General features: G+C 70.5%; 17 protein-coding genes. All 17 read left to right on the top strand.

Annotation, left to right across the window (positions count from 1 at the left end; genetic code table 11):
- Window positions 1-2: 2 nt before the first annotated feature.
- Complete coding sequence (locus KF708C_RS04825) at window positions 3-542, top strand: F0F1 ATP synthase subunit delta (protein WP_020200457.1); 540 nt, start codon at window positions 3-5, stop codon at window positions 540-542.
- 50 nt (window positions 543-592) lie between these two features.
- Window positions 593-2,134, top strand: coding sequence for a F0F1 ATP synthase subunit alpha (gene atpA, locus KF708C_RS04820; RefSeq protein WP_020200456.1), 1,542 nt, complete (start codon window positions 593-595; stop codon window positions 2,132-2,134).
- Between the two features lie 76 nt (window positions 2,135-2,210).
- The gene (gene atpG / locus KF708C_RS04815) at window positions 2,211-3,086 is read left to right on the top strand and encodes a F0F1 ATP synthase subunit gamma (RefSeq protein WP_020200455.1); all 876 of its coding nucleotides are present in this window, start codon (window positions 2,211-2,213) and stop codon (window positions 3,084-3,086) included.
- 33 nt (window positions 3,087-3,119) lie between these two features.
- The gene (atpD, locus tag KF708C_RS04810) at window positions 3,120-4,523 is read left to right on the top strand and encodes a F0F1 ATP synthase subunit beta (protein ID WP_029043060.1); all 1,404 of its coding nucleotides are present in this window, start codon (window positions 3,120-3,122) and stop codon (window positions 4,521-4,523) included.
- Window positions 4,524-4,661: 138 nt separating this feature from the next.
- Window positions 4,662-5,078 (top strand): F0F1 ATP synthase subunit epsilon, encoded by a 417-nt coding sequence (locus tag KF708C_RS04805; protein ID WP_020200453.1) that lies wholly within the window; start codon window positions 4,662-4,664, stop codon window positions 5,076-5,078.
- A gap of 691 nt (window positions 5,079-5,769) precedes the next feature.
- Window positions 5,770-6,876: an RsiV family protein gene (locus KF708C_RS04800; RefSeq protein WP_231586386.1), complete on the top strand. Its 1,107-nt coding sequence runs from the start codon at window positions 5,770-5,772 to the stop codon at window positions 6,874-6,876.
- Between the two features lie 5 nt (window positions 6,877-6,881).
- A complete protein-coding gene (locus KF708C_RS04795) occupies window positions 6,882-7,301 on the top strand; it encodes a CoA-binding protein (protein ID WP_043364957.1) in 420 nt (139 codons plus the stop codon).
- A gap of 139 nt (window positions 7,302-7,440) precedes the next feature.
- Window positions 7,441-8,397, top strand: coding sequence for an alpha/beta hydrolase (locus KF708C_RS04790; protein ID WP_059410915.1), 957 nt, complete (start codon window positions 7,441-7,443; stop codon window positions 8,395-8,397).
- A 74-nt stretch (window positions 8,398-8,471) separates the two neighbouring features.
- Window positions 8,472-9,569, top strand: coding sequence for a uroporphyrinogen decarboxylase (hemE, locus tag KF708C_RS04785; protein WP_059410914.1), 1,098 nt, complete (start codon window positions 8,472-8,474; stop codon window positions 9,567-9,569).
- A 637-nt stretch (window positions 9,570-10,206) separates the two neighbouring features.
- Window positions 10,207-12,477 carry a primosomal protein N' gene (locus tag KF708C_RS04780; RefSeq protein ID WP_059410958.1) on the top strand — a complete coding sequence of 757 codons (2,271 nt, stop codon included), beginning with the start codon at window positions 10,207-10,209 and terminating at the stop codon, window positions 12,475-12,477.
- A 174-nt stretch (window positions 12,478-12,651) separates the two neighbouring features.
- Entirely contained in the window at window positions 12,652-16,653 is a 4,002-nt protein-coding gene (gene putA / locus KF708C_RS04775) for a trifunctional transcriptional regulator/proline dehydrogenase/L-glutamate gamma-semialdehyde dehydrogenase (RefSeq protein ID WP_059410913.1), read from the top strand.
- A 138-nt stretch (window positions 16,654-16,791) separates the two neighbouring features.
- Window positions 16,792-17,943, top strand: coding sequence for a branched-chain amino acid ABC transporter substrate-binding protein (locus tag KF708C_RS04770; RefSeq protein WP_020200446.1), 1,152 nt, complete (start codon window positions 16,792-16,794; stop codon window positions 17,941-17,943).
- A 194-nt stretch (window positions 17,944-18,137) separates the two neighbouring features.
- Window positions 18,138-19,889, top strand: coding sequence for an Hsp70 family protein (locus KF708C_RS04765; RefSeq protein WP_059410912.1), 1,752 nt, complete (start codon window positions 18,138-18,140; stop codon window positions 19,887-19,889).
- A 72-nt stretch (window positions 19,890-19,961) separates the two neighbouring features.
- On the top strand, window positions 19,962-21,875 hold the full coding sequence (locus KF708C_RS04760) for a J domain-containing protein (protein ID WP_059410911.1): 1,914 nt from the start codon (window positions 19,962-19,964) through the stop codon (window positions 21,873-21,875).
- Between the two features lie 147 nt (window positions 21,876-22,022).
- Window positions 22,023-23,936, top strand: coding sequence for a tetratricopeptide repeat protein (locus KF708C_RS04755; RefSeq protein WP_059410910.1), 1,914 nt, complete (start codon window positions 22,023-22,025; stop codon window positions 23,934-23,936).
- Window positions 23,937-24,074: 138 nt separating this feature from the next.
- On the top strand, window positions 24,075-25,298 hold the full coding sequence (locus KF708C_RS04750; protein ID WP_029043058.1) for a cation:proton antiporter: 1,224 nt from the start codon (window positions 24,075-24,077) through the stop codon (window positions 25,296-25,298).
- Window positions 25,298-26,413, top strand: coding sequence for a YbdK family carboxylate-amine ligase (locus tag KF708C_RS04745; RefSeq protein WP_020200440.1), 1,116 nt, complete (start codon window positions 25,298-25,300; stop codon window positions 26,411-26,413). The genes KF708C_RS04750 and KF708C_RS04745 overlap by 1 nt, the downstream gene beginning before the upstream one ends.
- The last annotated feature ends 11 nt before the right edge of the window (window positions 26,414-26,424 follow it).

Raw genomic sequence — 26,424 nt, 5'->3', positions numbered from 1 at the left:
TCATGGCTGAAACCGCAACCATTGCCCGTCCCTACGCCGAGGCGCTGTTCCGCGTCGCGACCGAGTCGAGCGGCAATCTGGATGCATGGTCCGAGCTGGTGTCGGAGATGGGGCAGGTTGCCGCCAATCCCGACATGAAGGCGGTGGCTGGCGATCCGAACGTGCCCGGCGACAAGCTGGCCGCACTGTTCCTGTCGGCCCTGAAGTCTCCGGTCAACGACGAGGCCAAGCGCTTCGTCGGCCTGCTGGTGGAAAACCACCGCCTGGCAGTCCTGCCGGAGATCGCCGAGCAGTTCCATGCGCTCAAGAACGCCCGCGAAGGGTCGGCCGATGTCGAGATCACGAGTGCCTTCCCGATCGAAGGCGCGACCCTGACCGACCTCGTCGGCGCGCTCGAACGCAAGTTCGGCCGCAAGCTGCAGCCCACGGTTGCGGTAGACCCGTCGCTGATCGGCGGCGTGCGCGTCAAGGTTGGCGACGAAGTCCTCGACACCTCCGTGCGTGCCCGCCTGGCTGCGATGCAAGTCGCGCTGACCGCCTGAGGCGCGCAAGCGCCCAGCGGCCGACGGATTGAAGAATTAGGAGCATTGTGATGCAACTGAACCCCTCAGAAATCAGCGAGCTGATCAAGTCCCGCATCTCGGGTCTTGGCGCCGACGCTGAAGTGCGCAACACCGGCACGGTGATTTCCGTGACCGATGGTATCTGCCGCGTGCACGGCCTGTCCGGCGTGATGCAGGGCGAGATGCTGGAATTCCCCGGCAACACCTTCGGCCTCGCGCTGAACCTCGAGCGCGACTCCGTCGGCGCCGTGGTGCTGGGCGACTACGAACACATTTCGGAAGGCGACCCGGTCAAGTGCACCGGCCGCATTCTGGAAGTGCCGGTCGGCCGCGAACTGCTCGGCCGCGTGGTCAACACGCTCGGCCAGCCGATCGACGGCAAGGGCCCGATCAACGCCAAGGAAACGGACGTGATCGAGAAGGTCGCCCCTGGCGTGATCGCGCGCCAGTCGGTGAGCCAGCCGGTGCAGACCGGCCTGAAGTCGATCGACGCGATGGTGCCGATCGGCCGCGGCCAGCGCGAGCTGATCATCGGCGACCGCCAGACCGGCAAGACCGCCGTGGCCGTCGACGCCATCATCAACCAGAAGGGCAAGGGCGTCTTCTGCGTGTACGTGGCGATCGGCCAGAAGGCTTCGACGATCAACAACGTGGTGCGCAAGCTCGAGGAACTGGGCGCGATGGAATACACCATCGTGGTCGCCGCCTCGGCTTCGGATTCGGCCGCCATGCAGTACCTGGCCGCCTACGCCGGCTGCACGATGGGCGAATACTTCCGCGACCGCGGCGAAGACGCGCTGATCGTCTATGACGACCTGACCAAGCAGGCCTGGGCCTACCGCCAGGTGTCGCTGCTGCTGCGCCGCCCGCCGGGCCGCGAAGCCTACCCCGGCGACGTGTTCTACCTGCACTCGCGCCTGCTCGAGCGCGCCGCCCGCGTGAACGCCGACTACGTCGAGAAGTTCACCAAGGGCGCCGTGACCGGCAAGACCGGCTCGCTGACCGCGCTGCCCGTGATCGAAACGCAGGCCGGCGACGTGTCCGCGTTCGTGCCGACCAACGTGATCTCGATCACCGACGGCCAGATCTTCCTGGAAACCGACCTGTTCAACGCCGGTATCCGTCCCGCCATCAACGCCGGTATCTCGGTGTCGCGCGTCGGCGGTGCCGCCCAGACCAAGGTCGTCAAGAAGCTGTCCGGCGGTATCCGTACCGACCTGGCCCAGTACCGTGAGCTGGCCGCGTTCGCGCAGTTCGCCTCCGACCTGGACGACGCCACCCGCAAGCAGCTCGAGCGCGGCCGCCGCGTGACCGAACTGCTCAAGCAGCCGCAGTACCTGCCGCTGCAGGTGTGGCAGCTGGCCGCGTCGCTGTACGCAGCCAACAACGGCTTCCTCGACAACGTGGACGTGAAGGACATTCTCCCCTTCGAGAAGGGCCTGCACGACCATCTGAAGACCAAGTACGCCGACCTCGTCAACCGCATCGAAGAGACCAAGGATCTGTCGAAGGAAGACGAAGCCGCGCTGCGTGCCGCGATCGAGGATTTCAAGAAGTCCGCCGCGTTCTAACCGCGTAATTCCACGAATCTGCGCCGGGCCGCCGTTGCCATGACGGCCCCGGCGCGGCACGAATGGAGAGGAAGATATGGCCGGAACGAAAGAAATTCGAACCAAGATCAAGAGCGTGCAGAACACGCGCAAGATCACCAAGGCGATGGAGATGGTCGCCGCGTCCAAGATGCGCAAGGCGCAGGAACGGATGCGCAATGCCCGTCCCTACGCCGAGAAGGTGCGCAACATCGCGGCGCACCTGGCTGCGGCCAATCCCGAGTTCAAGCACCCCTTCATGGTGGCGCGCGAAGTCAAGCGCGCCGGCCTGATCGTGGTGACGACCGACAAGGGCCTGTGCGGCGGCCTGAACACGAACGTGCTGCGCGCGGTGACCAACGAACTGCGCGAGCTGCAGGCGCGCGGCGTGACGGTGCAGAGCACCGCCATCGGTTCCAAGGGCATGCAGTTCCTGGGCCGCATCGGCGGCAAGGTGGTTTCGCACGTGGTGCACCTCGGTGACACCCCGCATCTGGAAAAACTGATCGGCGCGATCAAGGTCCAGCTCGACGCTTTCACCAATGGTGAAGTCGATGCCGTGTACCTGGCTTACACCAAGTTCATCAACACGATGAAACAGGAGCCGATGGTGGAGCAGCTGCTGCCGCTCCCCGCCGACAAGTTTGCCCAGACCGAAGATGAAAAGCGCGCCTACTCGTGGGATTACATCTACGAGCCCGACGCCCAGACCGTGGTGGAAGAATTGCTGGTCCGCTACGTCGAGGCGCTGGTGTACCAGGCCGTGGCCGAGAACATGGCGTCCGAGCAGTCGGCGCGCATGGTGGCCATGAAGGCGGCATCCGACAACGCCAAGAACGTGATCGGCGAACTGCAACTGGTCTACAACAAGACCCGTCAGGCAGCGATCACCAAGGAACTGTCGGAAATCGTCAGCGGTGCCGCTGCCGTCTAAGGCGTCAAGTATTCAAGCTATCGGAGATACGAAATGAGTATCGGAAATATTGTGCAGTGCATTGGCGCCGTGGTGGACATCGAGTTCCCCCGCGACGCGCTGCCGAAGGTGTACGAGGCGCTCGTGCTGGAAGACAGCAACGAAGCCTCGTTCGCCGAGAAGGGCCTGACCTTCGAAGTGCAGCAACAGCTCGGTGACGGCGTGGTCCGTACCATCGCCCTGGGTTCGTCGGACGGCCTGCGCCGCGGCATGTCGGTCAAGAGCACTGGCGCCCCGATCTCGGTGCCGGTCGGCCACGGCACGCTGGGCCGCATCATGGACGTGCTCGGCCGCCCCATCGACGAAGCCGGCCCGATCGCTTCGGACGAGAAGCGCTCGATCCACCAGAAGGCGCCGAAGTTCGACGAGCTGTCGCCTTCCGTGGACCTGCTCGAAACCGGCATCAAGGTGATCGACCTGGTGTGCCCGTTCGCCAAGGGCGGCAAGGTGGGCCTGTTCGGTGGCGCCGGCGTCGGCAAGACCGTGAACATGATGGAGCTCATCAACAACATCGCCAAGCAGCACAGCGGTCTGTCGGTGTTCGCCGGCGTGGGCGAGCGTACCCGTGAAGGGAACGACTTCTACCACGAAATGAAGGACTCGAACGTGCTCGACAAGGTGGCCATGGTGTTCGGCCAGATGAACGAGCCGCCGGGCAACCGTCTGCGCGTGGCGCTCTCCGGCCTGACCATGGCCGAGAAGTTCCGCGACGAAGGCCGCGACATCCTGTTCTTCGTCGACAACATCTACCGCTACACGCTGGCCGGTACCGAAGTGTCGGCACTGCTGGGCCGCATGCCTTCCGCCGTGGGCTACCAGCCGACGCTGGCCGAGGAAATGGGCAAGCTGCAGGAGCGCATCACCTCGACCAAGACCGGCTCGATCACCTCGATCCAGGCCGTGTACGTCCCTGCGGACGACTTGACCGACCCGTCGCCTGCCACCACCTTCCTGCACCTGGACTCGACCGTCGTGCTGTCGCGTGACATCGCCGCGCTGGGTATCTACCCCGCCGTCGACCCGCTCGACTCGACCTCGCGCCAGCTCGACCCGCAGGTCGTCGGCCAGGAACACTACGACGTGGCCCGCCGCGTGCAGCAGACGCTGCAGCGCTACAAGGAACTGCGCGACATCATCGCGATTCTGGGCATGGACGAACTGTCGCCGGAAGACAAGCAATCGGTGTCGCGCGCGCGGAAGATCCAGCGTTTCCTGTCGCAGCCCTTCCACGTCGCGGAAGTGTTCACGGGTTCGCCGGGCAAGTACGTGCCGCTCAAGGAAACCATCCGTGGTTTCAAGATGCTGGTGGACGGCGAGTGCGATCACCTGCCCGAGCAGGCGTTCTACATGGTCGGTTCGATCGACGAAGCCTTCGAGAAGGCCAAGAAGCTCCAGTAAGCGGGGTCTTTCGCCTTCGCGCGGGCCCGCGCGCATGCCGTGGACAGGGATTGTCCGCGGCGCGCGCGCCGGCCGGAAGGTGGGAAACCTGCTTCCTGGCAACGGGAAGCCAACGCTTTCTGGAACAAAGGAATTCACATGGCAACCATTCTTGTAGACGTCGTCAGCGCCGAAGCGTCGATCTTCTCCGGCCAGGCGAAGTTCGTGGCGCTGCCGGGCGAGTCGGGCGAGCTGGGTATCCTGCCGGGCCATACGCCGCTGATCACGCGTATCCAGCCGGGCGCGGTGCGCATCGAGAAGGAAGACGGTAGCGAAGAGTTCGTGTTCGTGGCCGGCGGCATTCTCGAAGTGCAGCCCAAGCACGTGACCGTGCTGGCGGACACCGCCATTCGCGGCAGCGATCTCGACGAAGCCAAGGCGCAGGAAGCCAAGCGCGCGGCCGAGGAACTGATGCAGAACCAGAGCAGCGACCTCGACCTGGCACGTGCCCAGAGCGAGCTGGCTGTTGCGGCTGCGCAACTGGCGGCCATCGCGCGCCTGCGCCGCAAGCGCTGAGCAACGCGGCACCGGGCGCAGTCCGCGACGGCTGTTGTTTTTTGGCTGTGGCGACAAAAAAAGGCAGCCGCGAGGCTGCCTTTTTCACGATGCTGCGACTATTCTGACGGCTCAGCACAAAAAAAAAAGCGCGCGGGCCGGGGAGGCACCGCGCGGACGGGAAAATCCCTTCGAGGGGTCAATTCGAAGGAACGGGTAAGGTCCAGGTCATTCAACAGGCGCCGGCCACTTTCCAGTCGGATCATCGCATCCGGCAAGGTGGTTCAGCATCCGGTCAGGCGGCACCGATCGCAATCAGACGATCCAGCCAGCCGGAACCGAAACGCGCCAACAATCTTCACAACCTGGTACACCGACCGCGGGCATGGCTCGCGATCCGGTCAAACTGGGTGGGAATTGCTTCCAAAGGCTTTCTTCACGACGCCCTCCCTTTCGGTTTGGGGGAGGGAACGCCTTTCACAAAAACTGATTGTGTTAAAGCATTGTGGGGGAAACTTTTGGCAATGGCAGTAACAAAATGTATCGGTTTGCAATAAGTTGAAAGCGCCGTAACCGAAACGTCGTTCAAATAGGCTTCATCGTCCGCATATTTCCGCCTTTGCCGCAAGGCGGCGGGAACACCACCGGGCGCCGCCGGTCCCATAGCTTTCGCTTGCCAGCCATCCGCGCCGCGGTCTGGCCGCCGACCGCCATGCCGCTTCCTTCCGCCATTCCCCCGCTTCGCCGTGAATGCGTACAAGTCCGAAATGGCCTTGTCCAGCTTGGCCTCGCCGCCGTTCTCGGCGCCGCGCCGCCGGCCTGCGCGCTGGCGCTTGCGGACGGGCCGCCGGCCATCGCCGGCACCTTCTGGCAGGGCGAGCCCGGCGAGTCCGGGCAGGTTTCGCTGACGCTATTTCCGCGTCCCGGCACCGAGATGGTCGAAGGAACCCTTCGTTACGATTCAAGGCTCGCGGCCACCCCGCGTCAACTGGATGGCCAATTGACAGCCGACGGCCGCCTGAGCCTGAGCCTGCGCGAGCGCGACGCGCCGCCGACCGCCGCCAGCGATGCGCAGGCATCCGGCAACGTCCGCTTCGAGGGGGCTGTCGCCGCCGACGGGCGCACCGCCACCGGCGTGTGGACCGGCGCGGACGGCAGCGCCAGGCAGTTGATGCTCACGCGCACGGCGGTCTATCGCGAGCGCGTGGCGGAGGTGGGCGGCGCGCGCTTCGCCGAGCGCTACCCGGAAACCGGCAGCGCGGCCGTCGACGCGCTGATCGCCTCGCTGCGCGCCGGCGGCTGCGGCGAGGGCGGGCTCGAATGCCGCAGCGCCGTCGAGCTGGCGACGCTGGACGCCGGTGTGGTCAGCCTGCTGCGCACCACCTGGCGCTACAGCGGCGGCGCCCACGGCAGCCTGGACTACGCCGGCGGCACGTGGCGCCGCGACGACGCCGCGGCGGCCTCCGCCGCCGGCGCCGAGGCCGCCTACGTGCCGGTGCGGCTCGCCGACCTGCTGGCGCCCGGCAAGGCCTGCCTGCAGAAGCTCAACGCGGAACTGGAGGCGTCGCTGCGGCAGCAGGGCGCCGCCGACCCGGAGCGCGGCCTGCTCGACGAGGCGGCCCTGCACGACGCGCGCACGCCCTTCACCCTGTACCGCGGCGGCGTGGTGCTGCACTATGCGCCCTATGCCGTGGGCCCGTTCGCCAAGGGCGCCTACCGGGCCGCGGTGCCGTTCGCGCGGCTGGGCGCCTGCGCCCGCCCGTCCGGCGAGAGCCGCGGCAGAATCCCCGAACCCGAACAGAAGGAAGCACGCACGTGAGCGAGATGCAGACCGCCATCCAGGGCATGCTGGCGATGAAGACCGTCGCCGTGGCAGGCCTGTCCGACAATCCCGGCCGCGCCAGCCACGAGGTGGCGGCTTTCATGCAGGCGCGCGGCTACCGCATCGTGCCGGTCAACCCGCGCCACGCCGGCACGCTGATCCTGGGCCAGCCCTGCCACGCCAGCCTGGCCGACGCGGCGCGCGCGCTGGCCGCCGAAGGGCAGCGCATCGACTGGGTCGACATCTTCCGCCGCGCCGAGGACGTGCCGCCGGTGGTCGCGGACGCCATCGCCATCGGCGCGCGCGGCGTCTGGCTGCAGCTCGGCATCGTCAACGACGAAGCGTTCGACCGCGCCCGCGCCGCCGGCCTGCTGGCGGTGCAGGACCGCTGCGTCAAGATCGAGCTGATGCGATCGAGCTGACGCGCGCGCCCGCCTGAACACCCCGGACACCCCGAGCGCCCCGGACACCCGAACCCGCGAACGCCGCTACACTGCGGGATTGCGCAGCGCCGCCGCGGCATGCGCAGTTCCGACCCGACCGAACCCGTCTCATCCCGACATGGCCATCGACCCCCAGATCCTCGACTACTACCGCCGCCTCGCCGAACGCTATGCCGGGCAGCCCGCGCCGGCCGACGCCGCCGCGCGCCGCGCGCGCTTCGCCGAGATCGCGGCGCTCTCGCTCGCGCCGGAGCCCGAGGGCATCGCCGCCACCGACCTCGCCATCCCGCTGGACGGGCGCACGCTGGCGGCCCGCCTGTTCCGGCCCGAGGGCGTGGCCGAGCCGCGCCTGATCGTCTACTTCCACGGCGGCGGCTGGGTGGTCGGCTCGCACGACACTCATCACAGCGTGGCCGCGCTGCTGGCCGCCGACACCGGCTGCGCCGTGGCCAGCGTCGACTACCGCCTCGCGCCCGAGCATCCGTTCCCCGCGCCGTGCGACGACGCGCTGCATTCCGTGCTGTGGTTCGCCGAGCAGCGCGCCCGCCTGCGCCTCGACACCCGCTTCCTGGCCGTGGCCGGCGACAGCGCCGGCGGCCACCTCGCGGCGCAGGCCGCGCGCTGGGCCAACGCGCACGGCCATCCCGGGCTGGTCAACGCGCAACTGCTGATCTACCCCGTCACCGCGCCCGCGCTCACCACCGAAAGCTATCGCGCGTTCGCCGACGGCCCGGGCCTCACGCGCGACGAGATGGCGTGGTTCTGGACCCAGTTCATCGGCGAGCAGCAGCTCGCCGCCGGCGCGGCCATCGAGGACACGCGCATCCACCTGATGGGCGCCGCGCCGCGCCACCTGCCGCCGGCCAGCGTGGTCCTGGTGGCCGCCCACGACGTGCTGCGCGACGACGGCCTGGCCTACGCCGACTATCTGGTGCGCTACGGCGCGCCGGTCATCACGCTCGAAGCCAGCGGCATGACGCACGGTTTCGCGCGGCTGCAGCCCGAGGCGCCGCGCGCGCGCGAATGGATGCGCCGCGCCGCGCAGGCGTTCAGGGAACTGGCCGACGACATTTGACGGCACCGCGCCGACGCCACCACCGACAGCGCCGGCGGCACCCGGCCATCCCTTAGAATGGCGGTCTTACGAGGATGACCATGACCGCACTGCAGAACGACACCTTCCTGCGCGCACTGCGCCGGCAGCCTACCGAGTACACCCCGCTGTGGCTGATGCGCCAGGCCGGCCGCTACCTGCCCGAGTACAACGCCACGCGCGCGCGCGCCGGCAGCTTCCTGGGCCTGGCCAAGAACCCGGCCTACGCCACCGAGGTCACTCTGCAGCCACTCGAGCGCTACCCGCTCGACGCGGCCATCCTCTTCTCCGACATCCTCACCGTGCCCGACGCGATGGGCCTGGGCCTGTCGTTCGCGCAGGGCGAAGGCCCGCGCTTCGCCCATCCGCTGCGCACCGAGGGCGACGTGATGAAGCTGGCGGTGCCCGACATGGCCTCGCTGCGCTACGTGTTCGACGCGGTCGGCGAGATCCGCCGCGCGCTGGTGCAGGACGGCCGCCAGCGGGTGCCGCTGATCGGCTTCTCGGGCAGCCCCTGGACGCTGGCCTGCTACATGGTCGAAGGCGCCGGCTCGGCGGATTTCCGCACCGTCAAGAGCATGATGTACGGACGCCCGGACCTGATGCACCGCATCCTCGGCATCAACGCGCAGGCGGTGTCCGCCTACCTGAACGCGCAGATCGAGGCCGGCGCGCAGGCCGTGATGCTGTTCGACACCTGGGGCGGCACGCTCGCCGACGGCATGTACCAGGCCTTCTCGCTGGCCTACATGCGCCAGGTGGTGGCCGGCCTGAAGCGCGAGCACGACGGGCAGCAGGTGCCGGTGATCGTGTTCACCAAGGGCGGCGGCCTGTGGCTGGAAGAGCTGGCCGGCATCGGCGCCGACGCGCTCGGGCTGGACTGGACCGTCAACCTGCAGCAGGCGCGCCGCCGCACCGGCGGGCAGGTCGCCCTGCAGGGCAATATCGATCCCAATGTGCTGTTCGCGCCGGAAGCGGCCATCCGCGCGCAGGTGCGCGGCGTGCTCGACAGCTACGCCGCCGGCGGCGGCAGCGACGGCCACGTGTTCAACCTGGGCCACGGCATTTCGCAGTTCACGCCGCCGGAGAACGTGACGGTGCTGGTGGACGAGGTGCATCGCTACAGCCGCCACCTGCGCAGCGCCGCCAAGTGACGGGCCAGGTGGCACGCGGCGCATGCGCCCGCGCTGGCCGGCGCGCGCGGGCTGTGCGGCGCAGCGAGCGTGGCGGCTGCGCCGCGCTGGTGAATCCGGGTGGCGCGGGAGGCTGGCACGAAGCGCTGTCAAGTAAACTATTTTGCAATATTTCGCCCTTTCGGTGCCGCTTCGCGCTTGTCAAGGCTTGACTTATGCACATCAATGGGTTTTCCGCAGTGCAAGAGGGGGTTAGTCCCTAACTCATCTGAGGGAGGTCCGCAAGTCCTTGATTTACAAGGCTTTGCATCTGGTCAAGTGCGCGGCCGAATGCCCGTGGGAGCCTTGATTTACGGGGCTTGGCGGGAACGCCGGACGAGTTTTCAACAAAGTTATCCACAGGCACTGTGCGCAAGCGGGAAAAGCGGCCATCTATCATCGACTTAGGGGCACATTTGAAGCGTTACTTTAAGTTGATGTTGCGCCGCACACTTAATTTGTCCGGCATGCGGCCCGGCCCCGTCCTGCACTTGCATTGGGCCGGCTCGTCCGCGCCGCTGCCCCATTCTGGGCCGTACCCAGTGCTGCGCGCCGGAGCGGCATCGTGAACGCGCCCGCGCATCCCGGCGCCGCCGCGCCGACGCCGACGCCGACGCCGATGCCGGAGGACGCGGACGCCGCGCCGCTGGCCGTCGTGCGAGTGGCGCTAGATACACCCGCCGACGACGTCTTCGACTATCTCGCCCCGCCCGAGGTGCAGCCGGGCGACCTCGTCACCGTGCCGTTCGGCCGCCGCCTGCTGGTCGGCGTGGCCGTCATGCGCGCCACCCGGTCGGACGTGCCGCCGGAGCGCCTGCGCCCGGTCGCGCAGCGGCTGGACTGGCTGCCGCCGCTGGGCGCGCACTGGATCGCGCTGGCCCGCTTCGCCGCGCTCTACTACCACCGCTGCCTCGGCGAAGTCATGCTGCCGGCGCTGCCGCCGGGCCTGCGCGAGGCCGAGAGCTGGCCGCGCCTGGCGCTGCGCGCGCGCAGCGAGCATTACCGCGTGGTGCCGGGCCAGGCGGCGGCGCTGCTGGCCGCGGTGCCGGCGCGCGCGCGCACGGTGCTGGCGCTGGCCCAGGCGCTGGCGGCGGCCGGTGAGCAGGGCGCGGCGGTCTCCGCCGCCGCGGCGCGTACCCTTTGCAGCGCCGCGCCGGCCCGCCTGGCCGAGTGGCTGGCGGCCGGCTGGATCGGCGCGGAGGCTGCCGACCAGCCGCTGCTGGCGGTCGCGCCGGATGCCGCGCCCTCGGCCGCGCCGCCGCTGCACGAGGAGCAGCGCGCCGCCGTGGAGGCGATCGGCCAGGCGCGGGGTTTTGCCCCGTTCCTGCTGCACGGCGTGACCGGCAGCGGCAAGACCGAGGTCTACCTGCACGCGATGGCCGAGGTGCTGGCGCGCGACCCGCGCGCCCAGGTGCTGATGCTGGTGCCCGAAATCAACCTCACGCCGCAGCTGCAGGGCCGCATCGCCGCGCGCTTCCCGCACCTGCCGCTGGCGGTGCTGCACAGCGGCCTGGCCGACCAGGAGCGCACGCTGCAATGGCTGGCCGCCCACCGCGGCGAGGCGCGCATCGTGCTCGGCACGCGCATGGCGGTGATGGCCTCGCTGCCGCACCTCGCGCTGGTGGTGGTCGACGAGGAGCACGACACCTCCTACAAGCAGCAGGAAGGCCTGCGCTACTCCGCGCGCGACCTGTCGGTGTGGCGCGCCAAGCAGCTCGGCATCCCGGTGGTGCTGGGCTCGGCCACGCCGTCGATGGAATCGTGGTGGCGCGCCGAGCAGGGCGCCTACCGCAAGCTGGTGCTGCGCGAGCGCGCCCAGGCCGACGCGGCGCTGCCCACCGTGCGCCTGGTCGACCTGAACCAGGAGCGCCAGCGCCAGCGCGCGCTCTACGAAGGGCTCTCGGTGCCGCTGCTGAGCGCCATCGAGGCGCGCCTGGCGCGCGGCGAGCAGAGCCTGCTGTTCCTCAACCGGCGCGGCTACGCCCCGGTGCTGGCGTGCGGCAGCTGCGGCTGGCTGTCGGGCTGCCCGCGCTGCTCGGCCTACCTGGTGCTGCACCGGCCCGAGCGCCGGCTGCGCTGCCACCACTGCGGGCTGGAGGCGCCGGTGCCCCATCACTGCCCGGACTGCGGCGACGTGGACATCGCGCCGCTCGGACGCGGCACGCAGCGCATCGAGGAAGCGCTGGCGGCGCGCTTCCCGCAGGCCCGCATCGCCCGCATCGACGCCGACTCCACGCGCCGCAAGGGCAGCGCGCAGGCCATGTTCGACGAGGTCCACGCCGGCGAGGTCGACATCCTGGTCGGCACGCAGATGGTGGCCAAGGGCCACGACTTCCAGCGCGTCACGCTGGTCGGCATCGTCCACCCGGACGCCGCCATGTTCAGCCACGACTTCCGCGCCGCCGAGCACCTGTTCGCCTCGCTGATGCAGGTCGCCGGGCGCGCCGGGCGCGCCGGGCTGGCCGGCGAGGTGCTGATCCAGACCCGCTACCCGGACGCTTCGGCATTGCAGGCGCTGGTGCGCCATGACTATGATGGATTCGCGGCCGCGCAGCTGCGCGAGCGGCGCCAGGCCGGGTTGCCCCCGTTCGCCTACCAGGTGCTGGTCACAGCGGAACACGCCCAGCTGGAGCGCGCGCTGGCCTTCCTGCAGAGCGCGCGCGACCGCGCCGACGCCGGCCGCATGGCGCCCGAGGTGCAACTCCACGACCCGGTGCCGATGTCGATGGTGCGCGTGGCCAACCGCGAGCGCGCGCAGATGCTGGTGGAAAGCACCTCGCGCGCGGCGCTGCAACGGTTTGTCAGCGAGTGGGTACGGACTTTCGGCGACGCGCTGGCCGACGCCAAGGGCGTGAGGTGGCAACTGGAGATCGACCCGCTGCGGATCTGAACGGCACCGCGGCGGCGCTTGCGGCACGGGGTTGGTGCAACCCATGACCCGGTTTATGGCTGGTGGTTGTACCTAGTTGCACCTTTGCTTTCCCCGGGAGTATGATCGCGCCAACCCGCGGGCGTTCCGGGAGTTTCGGCGCCTTGCATCCGCATCCTTCGGAGAATCAAGCGCATGGCCACCACCACCCTCGGCGTCAAGCTCGACGACGCCGCCCGCGAGCGCCTCAAGCGCGTCGCCCAGTCGATCGACCGCACGCCGCACTGGCTCATCAAGCAAGCCATCTTCACCTACCTGGAGCAGGTCGAGCGTGGCCAGCAGCCCGCCGAAGCCGGCGCCGCCGGCAGCCCCGCCGAGGGCGCGGCCGACGGCGCGGACGGCTTCGACGCCGCCACCACCGAAGGCGCGCCGCAGCCCTTCCTCGAGTTCGCCCAGAGCGTGCAGCCGCAGTCCGTGCTGCGCGCGGCCATCACCGCCGCCTACCGCCGCCCCGAGACCGAGTGCGTGCCGGTGCTGCTGGAGCAGGCCCGGCTGCCGCAGGCGCAGGCCGGGGCCGCGCTGGACATGGCCCGCACGCTGGCCACCCGGCTGCGCGAGCGCAAGGTCGGCACCGGCCGCGAAGGGCTGGTGCAGGGCCTGATCCAGGAGTTCTCGCTGTCGTCGCAGGAAGGCGTGGCGCTGATGTGCCTGGCCGAGGCGCTGCTGCGCATCCCCGACAAGGCCACGCGCGACGCGCTGATCCGCGACAAGATCAGCGGCGCCAACTGGCAGTCGCACCTGGGCCAGAGCCCGTCGCTGTTCGTCAACGCCGCCACCTGGGGCCTGCTGCTGACCGGCCGGCTGGTCGCCACCCACACCGAGGCGGGCCTCTCCAAGGCCCTGACCCGCATCATCGGCAAGGGCGGCGAGCCGCTCATCCGCAAGGGCGTGGACATGGCCATGCGCCTGATGGGCGAGCAGTTCGTCACCGGCGAGACCATCTCCGAGGCGCTCGCCAACGCGCGCAAGTACGAGGCCGAAGGCTTCCGCTACTCCTACGACATGCTCGGCGAAGCCGCCATGACCGAGGAAGACGCCGTGCGTTACCTGGCCTCCTACGAGCAGGCCATCCACGCCATCGGCCAGGCCTCGCGCGGGCGCGGCATCTACGAAGGCCCCGGCATCTCGATCAAGCTCTCGGCGCTGCACCCGCGCTACAGCCGCGCCCAGCACGAGCGCGTGGTCGGCGAGCTGTACGGCCGCCTCAAGTCGCTCACGCTGCTGGCGCGCCGCTACGACATCGGCATCAACATCGACGCCGAGGAAGCCGACCGCCTCGAGATCTCGCTGGACCTGCTCGAGCGCCTGTGCTTCGAGCCCGAGCTGGCCGGCTGGAACGGCGTCGGCTTCGTGGTGCAGGGCTACCAGAAGCGCTGCCCGTTCGTGATCGACTACCTGATCGACCTGGCCCGCCGCAGCCGCCACCGCCTGATGATCCGCCTGGTCAAGGGCGCCTACTGGGACAGCGAGATCAAGCGCGCCCAGGTCGACGGCCTGGAGGGCTATCCGGTCTACACGCGCAAGGTCTACACCGACGTGTCCTACGTGGCCTGCGCGCGCAAGCTGCTGTCGGTGCCGGACGCGATCTACCCGCAGTTCGCCACCCACAACGCGCACACGCTGGCGGCCATCTACCAGATCGCCGGCCACAACTACTATCCCGGCCAGTACGAGTTCCAGTGCCTGCACGGCATGGGCGAGCCGCTCTACGACCAGGTGGTCGGGCCGCTGGCCGACGGCAAGTACAACCGCCCGTGCCGCATCTACGCGCCGGTCGGCACGCACGAGACGCTGCTGGCCTATCTGGTGCGCCGCCTGCTGGAAAACGGCGCCAACACCTCGTTCGTCAACCGCATCGCCGACGACACCATCTCGCTCGACGAACTGGTGGCCGACCCGGTCGCCGTGGTCGAGCGCATGAACGCCGAGGAAGGCGCGCTCGGCCTGCCGCACCCGCGCATCCCGCAGCCGCGCACGCTGTACGGCGAGTCGCGCGCCAATTCCGCCGGCATCGACCTGTCCAACGAGCATCGCCTGGCCTCGCTGTCGTCGGCGCTGCTGGCCGGCACCAGCGAGAGCGTCGCCGCCGTGCCGCTGCTCGGCGCCGAGGTGGCGCCGGGCGCGCCGGCGACCCCGCCCGCGCCGGTGCGCAACCCGGCCGACCTGCGCGACATCGTCGGCTATGTCACCGAGGCCGGCATGGCCGAGGTGGAAGCCGCGCTGCAGGCCGCCGTCAACGCCGCGCCGATCTGGCAGGCCACGCCGGCCGACGTGCGCGCCGCCGCGCTCGAGCGCGCCGCCGAGCTGATGGAAGCGCAGATGCAGTCGCTGATGGGCATCATCGTGCGCGAAGCCGGCAAGACCTTCGCCAACGCCATCGCCGAGGTGCGCGAGGCGGTGGACTTCCTGCGCTACTACGCCGCCCAGGTGCGCGCGACCTTCTCCGGCGACACCCACCGCCCGCTCGGGCCGGTGGTCTGCATCAGCCCGTGGAATTTCCCGCTGGCCATCTTCACCGGCCAGGTCGCGGCCGCGCTGGCCGCCGGCAACACCGTGCTGGCCAAGCCCGCCGAGCAGACCCCGCTGATCGCCGCGCAGGCCGTGCGCCTGCTGCGCGAGGCCGGCGTGCCGGCCGGCGCGCTGCAACTGCTGCCGGGCCGCGGCGAGACCGTGGGCGCGGCGCTGGTCGGCGACGCCCGCGTCAAGGGCGTGATGTTCACCGGTTCCACCGAGGTGGCGCGCCTGCTGCAACGCAGCGTGGCCGGGCGCCTCGACGCCGCCGGCCGGCTGGTGCCGCTGATCGCCGAGACCGGCGGCCAGAACGCCATGATCGTCGACTCCTCGGCGCTGGCCGAGCAGGTGGTCGGCGACGTGGTCGGCTCGGCCTTCGACTCGGCCGGCCAGCGCTGCTCCGCGCTGCGCGTGCTGTGCCTGCAGGAAGACGTGGCCGACCGCGTGCTGGCCATGCTCAAGGGCGCCATGAACGAGCTCGGCATGGGCAACCCGGACCGCCTGTCCACCGATGTCGGCCCGGTCATCGACGAGGAAGCGCGCGGCAACATCGTGCGCCACATCGAAGCCATGCGCGCCAAGGGCCGCCGCATCCACCAGGCCGCGCGCGGCGAGGCCGGGGACGCCGCCACGCGCCACGGCACCTTCGTGCCGCCCACGCTGATCGAGCTCGACAGCATCGAGGAGCTGCAGCGCGAGGTGTTCGGCCCGGTGCTGCACGTGGTGCGCTACCAGCGCACCGCCCTGGGCGCGCTGCTGGACCAGATCAACGCCACCGGCTACGGCCTCACGATGGGCATCCACACGCGCATCGACGAGACCATCGCGGCCATCGTCGAGCGCGCCCACGTGGGCAACCTGTACGTCAACCGCAACATCGTCGGCGCGGTGGTCGGCGTGCAGCCGTTCGGCGGCGAGGGCCTGTCCGGCACCGGCCCCAAGGCCGGCGGCCCGCTCTACCTGCACCGCCTGCTGTCGGTCTGCCCGCAGGACGCGGTCACGCGCGTGGTGCGCGCCGCCGACGTGGCGGGCGGCACGGGCGAGGCCGGCCCGACGCGCGCCGCGGTGAGCGACGCGCTGGCGGCGCTGGGCGAATGGGCCGGGCGCGAAAGCGCCGCGCTGCCCGGCCTGGCCGCCGTGTGCGAGCGCTTCGCCGCGGCGTCGCCGGCGGGCCTGTCGGTGACGCTGCCGGGTCCCACCGGCGAGCGCAACACCTACACGCTGCTGCCGCGCGCCGCAGTGCTGTGCCTGGCCCGGCACGAGGCCGACCTGGCGGTGCAGCTGGCGGCCGTGCTGGCCGCCGGCAGCCAGGCGGTGTGGCCGGACGAGCCGCACGCGCGCGCGCTGTCGGCGCGGCTGCCGAAGGCAGTACAATCGCGCGTCCGCCTGGTGCCCGACTGGGCCGCCGGCGACACCGCGTTCGATGCCGTGCTGCACCACGGCGATTCCGATCAGCTGCGCGCGGTCAGCGAGCAGCTGGCCTCGTGCCCCGGCCCGATCGTCTCGGTCCAGGGCCTGGCGCACGGTGAACCGAATGTGGCCATCGAGCGTTTGCTGATCGAGCGTTCGCTGTCCGTCAATACGGCGGCGGCGGGCGGCAATGCCAGTTTGATGACGATCGGCTGACCGGCCGGGCGTCGTTCGAAGGGACGCGAGGCAGCGGTGATCCCGCAGGTCTCGCGTATGACAATAGGGGAGCGTTTCGCGCCGCACCCGGACGCATCCAGAAACGCTGCAAAAGGCTGAAGCCACCAAGGAGAACTGATGAACTCGACTTTCCACAAGACGGCCCTGACCGTTGCCCTGTCCATCGCCGGCGTCTGCGCCAGCTCGGCCGCCTTCGCCCAGGCCCAGGAAATCAAGCTCGGCTTCGCCGCGCCGATGACCGGCGGGCAGGCGCAATACGGCAAGGACATGCAGAACGGCGTGGTCCTCGCGATCGAGGAAATGAACGCCACCAAGCCGAAGATCGGCGGCAAGGAGGTCAAGTTCGTACTGCTTTCCGAGGACGACCAGGCCGATCCCAAGACCGGCTCGGTGGTGGCGCAGAAGCTGGTCGACGGCGGCATCCAGGGCATGCTCGGCCACTTCAACTCCGGCACCAGCATCCCGGCGTCGACGGTCTACAACCGCGCCGGCATTCCGCAGATCGCGATGGCGACGGCGCCCGAATACACCCGCCAGGGCTTCAAGACCACCTTCCGCATGATGACCTCCGACACCCAGCAGGGTTCGGTGATCGGCGCCTTCGTGGTGAAGAAGCTCGGCGCCAAGAACATCGCCATCGTCGACGACCGCACCGCCTACGGCCAGGGCCTGGCCGACGAGTTCGAGAAGGCCGCGCGCGCCGCCGGCGGCAAGATCGTGCGCCGCGAGTACACCAACGACAAGGCGGTGGACTTCAAGGCCGTGCTGACCAACATCAAGCGCAGCAGCCCGGACGTGATCTTCTACGGCGGCGCCGAGACCCAGTCCGCGCCGATGGCCAAGCAGGTCAAGGAACTCGGCATGAAGTCGCCGCTGGTGTCGGGCGAAATGTCGAAGACCGACAACTTCCTCAAGCTGGCCGGCCCGGCTGCCGAAGGCACCGTGGTGTCGCTGGCCGGCCTGCCGCTGGAGCAGATGCCCGGCGGCACCGCCTACGAGCAGAAGTACGAGAAGCGCTTCGGCGGCAAGGTGCAGACCTACTCGCCCTACGCCTACGACGGCGCCACCGCGATGATGACCGCCATGATCAAGGCCGGCTCGGCCGACCCGGCGCGCTACCTGCCGGTGCTGGCCGCCACCAGCATGCAGGGCGTCACCACCAAGACCCTGGCCTACGACGCGCGCGGCGACCTCAAGGACGGCGGCATCACCGTCTACAAGGTGGTCGGCGGCAAGTGGACCGTGCTGGAGACGGTCGGCGGCAAGTAAGCCAGCCTGCCCCGCCAGGCACGCAAGGCGCCACCTTCGGGTGGCGCTTTTTCTTGCGCGCGCGGCTCTTGCGCGCCCGCCACAATGTCTCGCAGGCACAACATGGCGTGCCGCCACCATTTCCATCCTGCCGGATTGCCGCTTAATGTTGCGTTTGCTGCGCACAGGAGCGCCGCCACCAGCAAGACCGGAACATGGAACCCAAGCACACCATCATCGGCATCGACCTCGGCACCACCAACAGCCTGGCCGCGGTCTGGCGCGACGGACACGCGCAGATCATTCCCAATTCGCTCGGCAAGCGCCTCACGCCGTCCTGCGTGAGCGTGCTCGAGGACGGCGCCATCGTGGTCGGCGAGCCCGCGCGCGACCGCCTGCTGACCCATCCCGCGCACAGCGCCGCGCTGTTCAAGCGCCACATGGGCACCGCGCGCGCCACCGCGCTGGGCGAGCGGCGCTACCGGCCGGAGGAACTGTCGTCGTTCCTGCTGCGCGCGCTCAAGGCCGACGCCGAGGCCTGGCTCGGCACGCCGGTGGACGAGGCGGTGATCACCGTGCCGGCCTATTTCAGCGACGCCCAGCGCCGCGCCACGCGCGTGGCCGGCGAGCTGGCCGGCCTGCGCGTGGAGCGCCTGCTCAACGAGCCGACCGCCGCGGCGCTGGCCTACGGCCTGCAGCAGAAGCAGGAAAGCCGCTTCCTGGTGTTCGACCTGGGCGGCGGCACCTTCGACGTCTCGGTGCTGGAATTGTTCGACAACGTGATGGAGGTGCGCGCCTCGGCCGGCGACAACTTCCTCGGCGGCGAGGACTTCGTCGGCGCGCTGATGCGCGCGTTCAGCCGCGACAGCGGCCTCGACGCCCACCTCGCGGCGCGCGGCGCCTTCGCCGGCGACGAGCAGCCCGAGCGCTGGCCCGCGGCACTGCGCGAGCGCGTGCGCAACGCCGCCGAGAGCGCCAAGCGGGCGCTCGGCGAGGCCGCCAGCGTGGCCATGTCGGTGGAGTGGGACGAGCGCGCGTTCGCCGCCGCCGTGACCCAGGAAGGCTTCGCCGAGCTCAGCGCGCCGCTGCTCGAGCGCCTGCGCAAGCCCATCGAGCAGGCCATGCGCGACGCGCGCATCCGCCCGGCCGAGCTCGACAGCGTGGTGCTGGCCGGCGGCGCCACCCGCATGCCGCTGGTGCGCCGGCTGGTGAGCCGCATGTTCGGCCGCTTTCCCGTCACCGAGCTGCATCCCGACGAAGTGGTGGCGCTCGGCGCGGCCGTGCAGGCCGGCCTGAAGGCGCGCGACGCGGCGCTCGACGAAGTCGTCATGACCGACGTCGCGCCGTACTCGCTGGGCATCGAGACCAGCCGGCGGGTCGGCCCGGAGGGGTTCACGCACGGCCATTACCAGCCCGTGATCGACCGCAACTCGGTGGTGCCGGTGAGCCGCGTCGAGCGCATCCACCCGCTCGCCGACAAGCAGGAAGTGCTGGCCCTGCGCGTGTTCCAGGGCGAGGGGCGGATGGTGGCCGAGAACGTCTTCCTCGGCGAGATCGCCGTGCCGCTGCCGCGCCTGAGCGCGGCCGAGTCCGGCGTGGACGTGCGCTTCACCTACGACGTCAACGGCATCCTCGAAGTGCAGGCCACCGTGGTGGCCACCAACACCGCGCACCGCATCGTGATCCAGGAAAACCCCGGCGTGCTGAGCGACGAGGAAGTGGCCGAGCGCCTGGCCGCGCTCGCCGAGATCAAGATCCACCCGCGCGACCAGGCCGAGAACGCGCAGCTGGTGGCGCGCGCCGACCGCCTCTACCAGCAGTGCCTGGGCCACGAGCGCGAGCAGATCAGCGGCGCGCTGGCGCAGTTCCAGGCCGCGCTGGAAGCGCAGGACGGCGAGCGCATCCGCGCGCTGCGCGCGCCCATCCGGCGCCTGCTCGACTCGCTCGACACCCAGCTCTGGGACTGACCGGCCCGCACATCCGTCCGCATATCCGTCCGCACATTCGCTTACCCGCGTACCTTCTCCGCTCTCCGCTCCATGCACTGGCAAGTCCTGCAACTGGCGCCGACCACCGATGCGCGCCGCATCCGCTCCGCCTACGCCGCCCGCCTCAAGGTCACGCGCCCCGACGACGACGCCGAGGCCTTCCAGGCGCTGCGCGCCGCCTACGAGTTCGCGCTGGAATGGGCGCGCCATCACGCGCAGGACGAAGCAGCCGCGGACGCCGCCGGCATGCCCGATGCCGCCGGTCCGGCGCTGGACGGCACGCCGGAGTCGCGCCCGCCGCAGGCCGGGGCCGCGCCGCCGTCGTCGCCATCATCGCCATCATCGCCACCGTCGCCGCTGGTCAAGGCCGCCTCGCCGGTGCGCGGCAGCCTGCCGGCCATCGGTGCGCTGCCGCTGCCGGCGCCGCCGGCCGTGCCGCCGCAGTCCGCGCTGCCCGACCCCGCCGAACTCGCGCAGGCGATGTGGGCGCGCCTGGCCGCCAGCTTCCCGCCGCCGCCGGACGCGCCCGCCGGCAGCCACGCCGGCCCCGACCGCGGCGAGCTGGCCGCGCAGTCGCTGCCGGTGGCCGAGGCGCTGCAACGCTGCCTGCGGGACGACGCCTTCGTCAGCATCGAGGCGCGCGACCGCTTCGAGTGGCTGGCGCTGCGCTACTGCGCGCGCGACGACGCCAGCCCGGCGGCGCGCGCGGCGCTGTTCGAGGGTTTCGGCTGGGAAGCGGAGTCGGCCCATCTGGCGCGGCGCGACGGCGCGCTGACCCGGCACGTCATCGCCCGCGCGCTGGCCGACCGGCAGTTCAGCTTCTTCCGCACCTACGCCAGGGGCTCGGCGGCGGCGCGGGCGCTGCTGGCGCCGCCGCCGGCCCGCGCCGGCTGGCGCATGCTGATGAGCGGCGCCTTCGTCAGGGACATGCGCGCGCTGCTGGAGCAGTTGCGCTGGAAGACGCCCGAGACGCGCCATTTCCACTTCGACGGCGCGGTGCTGGCGGCGTGGGAGGCGGCGGTGTCGCGCCCGCTGCTGTCGTGGGGCCAGTTGTTCCACGCGCTGTGGATCGGCGCCATCGCGGCCAGCGTGGCGCTGATGATCCTGGTCATGCACGAGGAGCGCGCCGGGCGCGGCGCGGTATCGCCGTGGCTGGCGCTGGGCACCTGCGGCGCCGTGCTGGCGGCGCCGATGCTGCTGTGGATCTGGTACGTGCGGTGCTGGCAGCAGGCCGTCACGCAGCGGCTGGCGCGCTGGCGCGCGCGGCCCGGCGTGCAGTGGAGCTGGTTCGGCCTCCATGCCGTGATCGGCGCGTTCGCCATGTTCGCGGGCACGCTGCCGCGGCTCTACGGCTGGTTCGTCGGCGCCGAGCTGTATGCGCTGCTGCTGGCCTTCGCGCTGCTCTACCTGCCGGCGCTGCAGCGCATCGGCGTGGGCGGCGCGCTGACCATCGGCGGCATGTACGTGGTGCTGGCGGTGCCGCTGTTCGCGCCGTTCGCGCATGCGCTGGCGTTCCCGCTCGGCCTGCTGCTGGCCTGCGCCAACCTGTCGCTGGTGCTGCCCACGCGCGCGTGGCTGCGCCAGCGCCACCGCGCGCGCCTGCTGCAGGGCCAGTGCGCCGCGCTGGCCGCGGGCGCCGCGCTGCTGGCCGCGCAGATGCGGTGGGACCTGTCGGCCGAGCCGTGGCTGGCGGCGGTCGCCTGGCTGTGGTTCAACGCCGCCGTGTTCGGCGCCGATCCCATTCTCGACGGCCGCCTCAAGGGCTGGTGGCTGGCGCTGCTGCTGGTCCTGTGCAGCGTGGCCGGCGCGCTGCCGGTGCACGCGGAAACCACGCCGCTGTTCCGCGCCGAGGCGGTGGCCTGCGTCTACCTGCTGCTGGCCTGCCTGTTCGAATGGTCGGACCTGCGCGGCGCTGGCCGGCCCATCAAGTCGGTCAAGTCGGCCAAGCCGGCCCGGCGCACCTGAATGGGGCAGGCGGCCGCGCCGGGCTTCCCGCGCCGGCCTGGCCGCCGCGAAAACAGGCCGGGAAGGCCCCCTTCCACTGCGGACCGGGAAACCCGCGCATGGCGCATAATCCCGCACTCGCCCATGCCACCCCAGAAGGAGCTGTCCGTGTCCGTGCAGGAAGTCAGTTACGACCACGCCATCGAGCTAGCCAATGCCGAGCGCTACGACGAGGCGCTGGTCATTCTCGACCAGCTCTCGCAGGCGCAGCCGCAGGTGGTGGATTTCGACTGCCTGCGGGCGCGCCTGCACTTCGACCGCGGCGACGCCCCGCAGGCCTTCGCCGTGCTCGACGCGGCGCTGGCCAGGCTGCCCGGGCTGGACCTGCATCCCGCGCACCGCTGGTCCTCGCGCGGCATGATCGCGCACCGCTACGGCATGCTGCTGATGAGCATGGAGCGCTTCCAGGAAGCGCAGCCGTGGCTGGACGAGGCCGCGCTGCGCAACGGCCTGTCCTCGGGCGAGTGGAGCGCGCGGCTGCATGCGGGGCTGGCGCATTACCGGCTCGGCGACTTCGCCGGCGCCGGCGCCTACTGGTACGACCTGCTGTACCGCGCGCCGGACCTCGGCGCCGAGGAAATCCTGGCGCAGGCCGCGGCGCACGTGAACGCCGCCGGCGAGCGGGCCGAGCCGATGCTGCGCCTGTGCCTGGCGCGCATCGGGCTGGACAACCCCGACCTGCTCGAGCTCGACGAAGCCGCCGGCGACGCGTTCGCCGCCGAGCAGGCCGGCATCGTGCTGGCCGCCCGCCCGGACCACCCGCACGCGCGCCGCATCCGCGCGCCGCTGCGCTATCGCGCCGGCGAGCTCGACGGCGCATGGGATGACCTCGCCACCTACCAGCGCCAGGCGCCGGACCCCAAAGCCCAGGTGCGCGAGCTGGAATGGCGCCACCAGGCCGGCGAGGACCAGCCGTGGACGCGCTTCGCCTTCGCGCAGAACGCCACCGACGCGGCCGGCTATTACCACGCCGGCGTGGCGCTGACCGAGTTCATCGACGCCGTGCCGGCCGCCGAGGCGGCGCTGGCGCCGCACGTGGTCAATGCCTACCGGCTCGGCCTGGCGCGCTTCGAGCGGTATTTCGCCAGCGGCGAGGGCGGCTACGACGACGCCGACCCGCACCTGTACTCGATGCTGTGCCACAACCTCGCGCAGCGGCTCGACGGCGCCGACCAGCGCGCCGAGCGCATCGCGCTGCACGAGAAAGGCATCGCGGCGAGCGAGTTCATCGAGCACTGGATCGACCTGCTCGACGGCCTGGTGGCCGGCGGCCAGCACGCCAAGGCGGTGGAAGTGGCCGGCGACGTGCTCAACCGCTACCCGCTCGAGCGCGACCCGGCCAACGTGGGCTGGGTGTTCAGCCGCCTGATGGATGCCTGGAAGGGCATCGGCGGCATCGAGGTGACGTCGGCGGCGCGCGACGCGCTGGCCCACATGGACGCCCGCGCCGACGCGCTGCCGGTGGAAGAGCGCAGCCAGGCCGCCCACGCGCTGGCCCACGCGCGCGCGCATTTCGCCGGCCTGCTGCGCAACGGCACCGCCAGCATGGACCAGCACGACCGCACCGACGCGCTGGCCGAGATCGAAGCCCTGCAGCGGCGCGCGCTGCTGATCGAGGACGCCTGGCTGTACAACGCGTTCGGCCTGGTGTGGCGCGACCTCGGCACGCCCGAGCGCGCGCTGCCGCTGTTCGAGCAGGCCATCGTGCTGACCGAGGGCGATCCGTGGGACCAGGCCCTGCCGCGCGTGCAGCGCGCGCTGATCCGCAACGGCGACAAGCTGCATGCCGAGGCGCTGGCGGACTTCGAGGCGGCCTTCGCCGCGCGCGACCGCTGGGACGGCGAGGCCTGGCTCGGCGCGGTCGAGGCCGCGCTCGGGCTGGCGCAGCGCGAGACCGCGCTGGCCTATTTCGACAAGGCCCGCGCGGCCGGCGCGGCGCAGGGCCGCACGCGCGCGCAGTACGCGCGCATGGAAACCGGCCTGCGCGCCACGCGGCCGGCGTGGAAGTTCTGGGGGGTGTAGCGGGCTGCCCGCAGGACGCTCCAAAAAACGCCATCCCGCCAGATGGCGTTTTTTTATGCATGAACGCATCACGTTCCCTGCAACTTACGTGCCCTGTCGGACAAACTCTGACACGGAATGTCATGGCGCTCCGTTACCATGTCACCCATGAATGGACTGAGCCAATTGTTTCCAAGCCTGCCGCTGGCACCGGGCGGACTGTTCTGGGTCGGGCTGGCGCTGGTCGGGGCGGGCCTGGCGGGCGAGGTGTGCCGCGGCTACCTGCGGCTGCCGCGCATCGTCGGTTATGCCGCCACCGGGCTGCTCGCGGGCATGCTCGGGCGCGGCATCGTCACCGACGACATGATCGCCCAGACGCGCATCCTGATCGACATGGCGCTCGCGCTGGCGCTGTTCGAGCTGGGCCACCGCCTGTCGCTGACGTGGCTGCGCGCCAACCGCTGGCTGCTGTTTACCAGCGCCTTCGAGAGCCTGCTGACCTGGGGGCTGGTGGCGGCCGTGCTGCAATGGATGGGCGTGACGCCGGCGGTGGCCATCCTGGCCGGCGGCATCGCGGTCAGCACCTCGCCGACCATCGTGCTGCAGCTGAAGAACGAACTGCGCGCCGACGGGCAAGTGACCGAGCGGCTGCTGGCGATGGCCGCGCTCAACAGCATCTATGCCGCGGCCATCGTGCAGGTCGCCACCGGCTGGCTGCATTCGGAGTACGGCAACCTGGGGGCCGCGCTGCTGCATCCGCTCTACCTGCTGGTGGGTTCGTGCCTGCTGGCCTGGGCGGTAGGCAAGCTCGGCCACGCCATCTACGCGCGCATGGCCTCGGACGACCACTACAGCTTCCTGGTGCTGGTGGGGCTGGTGCTGTTCACGCTGGCGCTCACGCGCGTGCTCAAGTTGTCGATGCCGCTCACGCTGATGCTGGCCGGCGTGGTGTTCAAGCACCAGGACAGCCAGCCGCGCGTGTGGCCGGCGCACTTCGGCAGCGCCGGCAGCCTGCTCATCATCGTCATGGTGGTGTCGCTGGGCCTGCCGCTGACCGCGCACGACTGGGCCATCGGCGGCGCCGCCGCGGTGGCGCTGGTTCTGCTGCGCCACCTCGCCAAGCTGGCCGGCGTGGCCTCGCTGGGGTCGTTCTCGGGCCTGAGCCTGCGCCAGTGCGTGGCGCTGGGCCTGGCGCTGGCGCCGATGTCGGGCCTGGCCTACCTGCTGATGAGCGACGTGGCGCGGCTCTATCCCGCCACCGGCGAGCCGCTGGCCGCCATCATCCTGTGCACGCTGGCGATCGAGCAGCTGCTGGGGCCCGCCGTGGCCGCCTGGGCACTTCGCTATGCGGGCGAGGTCAGAGGCAATGGAGGAGGGCGCTGATGTCACTCGAACCGTTCAAGCACTCCGAGGCGCTGACCTTCGGCGTGGAGCTGGAGCTGCAACTGGTCAACCGCCACGACTATGACCTGGCGCCGTTCGCGCCGGACCTGCTGCGCGCGCTCAAGGGCGCCCAGCACGCCGGCGACATCAAGCCCGAGATCAGCCCGTCGATGATCGAGATCAGCACCGGCATCTGCCACAGCTACGCCCAGGCGCTGGACGAGCTCGGCACCATGCGCGACCTGATGGTGGACGCCTCGCGCTCGCTCAACCTCGGCATCTGCGGCGGCGGCACGCACCCGTTCCAGCAGTGGGCCGACCGCACCATCTCCGACTCGCCGCGCTACCAGTACATCTCCGAGCTGTACGGCTACCTCGCCAAGCAGTTCACCGTGTTCGGCCAGCACGTGCACATCGGCTGCCCGAGCGCCGACGAGTCGCTGTTCCTGCTGCACGCCATCGGCCGCTACGTGCCGCACTTCATCGCGCTGGCCGCGTCGTCGCCGTTCGTGCAGGGCGTGGACACCGGCTTCGCCTCGGCGCGGCTGAACTCGGTCGCGGCCTTCCCCATGAGCGGGCGCGCGCCGCACCTGCTGACCTGGGACGCGTTCACCGCCTACTTCGAGAAGATGCGCAAGACCGGCGTGATCGAAAGCATGAAGGACTTCTACTGGGACATCCGCCCCAAGCCGGAATTCGGCACCATCGAGGTCCGCGTGATGGACACGCCGCTGACCGTGCAGCGCGCCTGCGACGTGGCCGCCTACATCCAGGCGCTGGCGCGCTACCTGCTGCTGTCGCGCCCGTTCATGCCGCAGGAAGACGATTACCTGGTCTACACCTTCAACCGCTTCCAGGCGTGCCGCTTCGGCCTCGAAGGCGAGTACGTGCATCCCAACGAGCTCACGCGCATGCCCATCGCCGATCACATCGTGTCGATTTGCGACGCGCTGGTGCCGCACGCCGAGGCGCTCGGCTCGCTCGACGCGCTGGCCAATATCCGCGCGCTGGCGCGCAGCCGCGACGGCGACGCCGAGCGCGTGCGCCAGATCGACGCCGACACGCGCAGCCTGCGCGAGACCGTGCGCCAGACCTGCGACAGCTGGGCGGGCTGAGCCGCCGCGCT

The sequence above is a fragment of the Cupriavidus basilensis genome, from assembly GCF_000876015.1.
Classification (GTDB): Bacteria; Pseudomonadota; Gammaproteobacteria; order Burkholderiales; family Burkholderiaceae; genus Cupriavidus; species Cupriavidus basilensis_B.
Note: the sequence above shows the minus strand (reverse complement) of the source record. Positions and strands in the feature narration are given on the sequence as shown.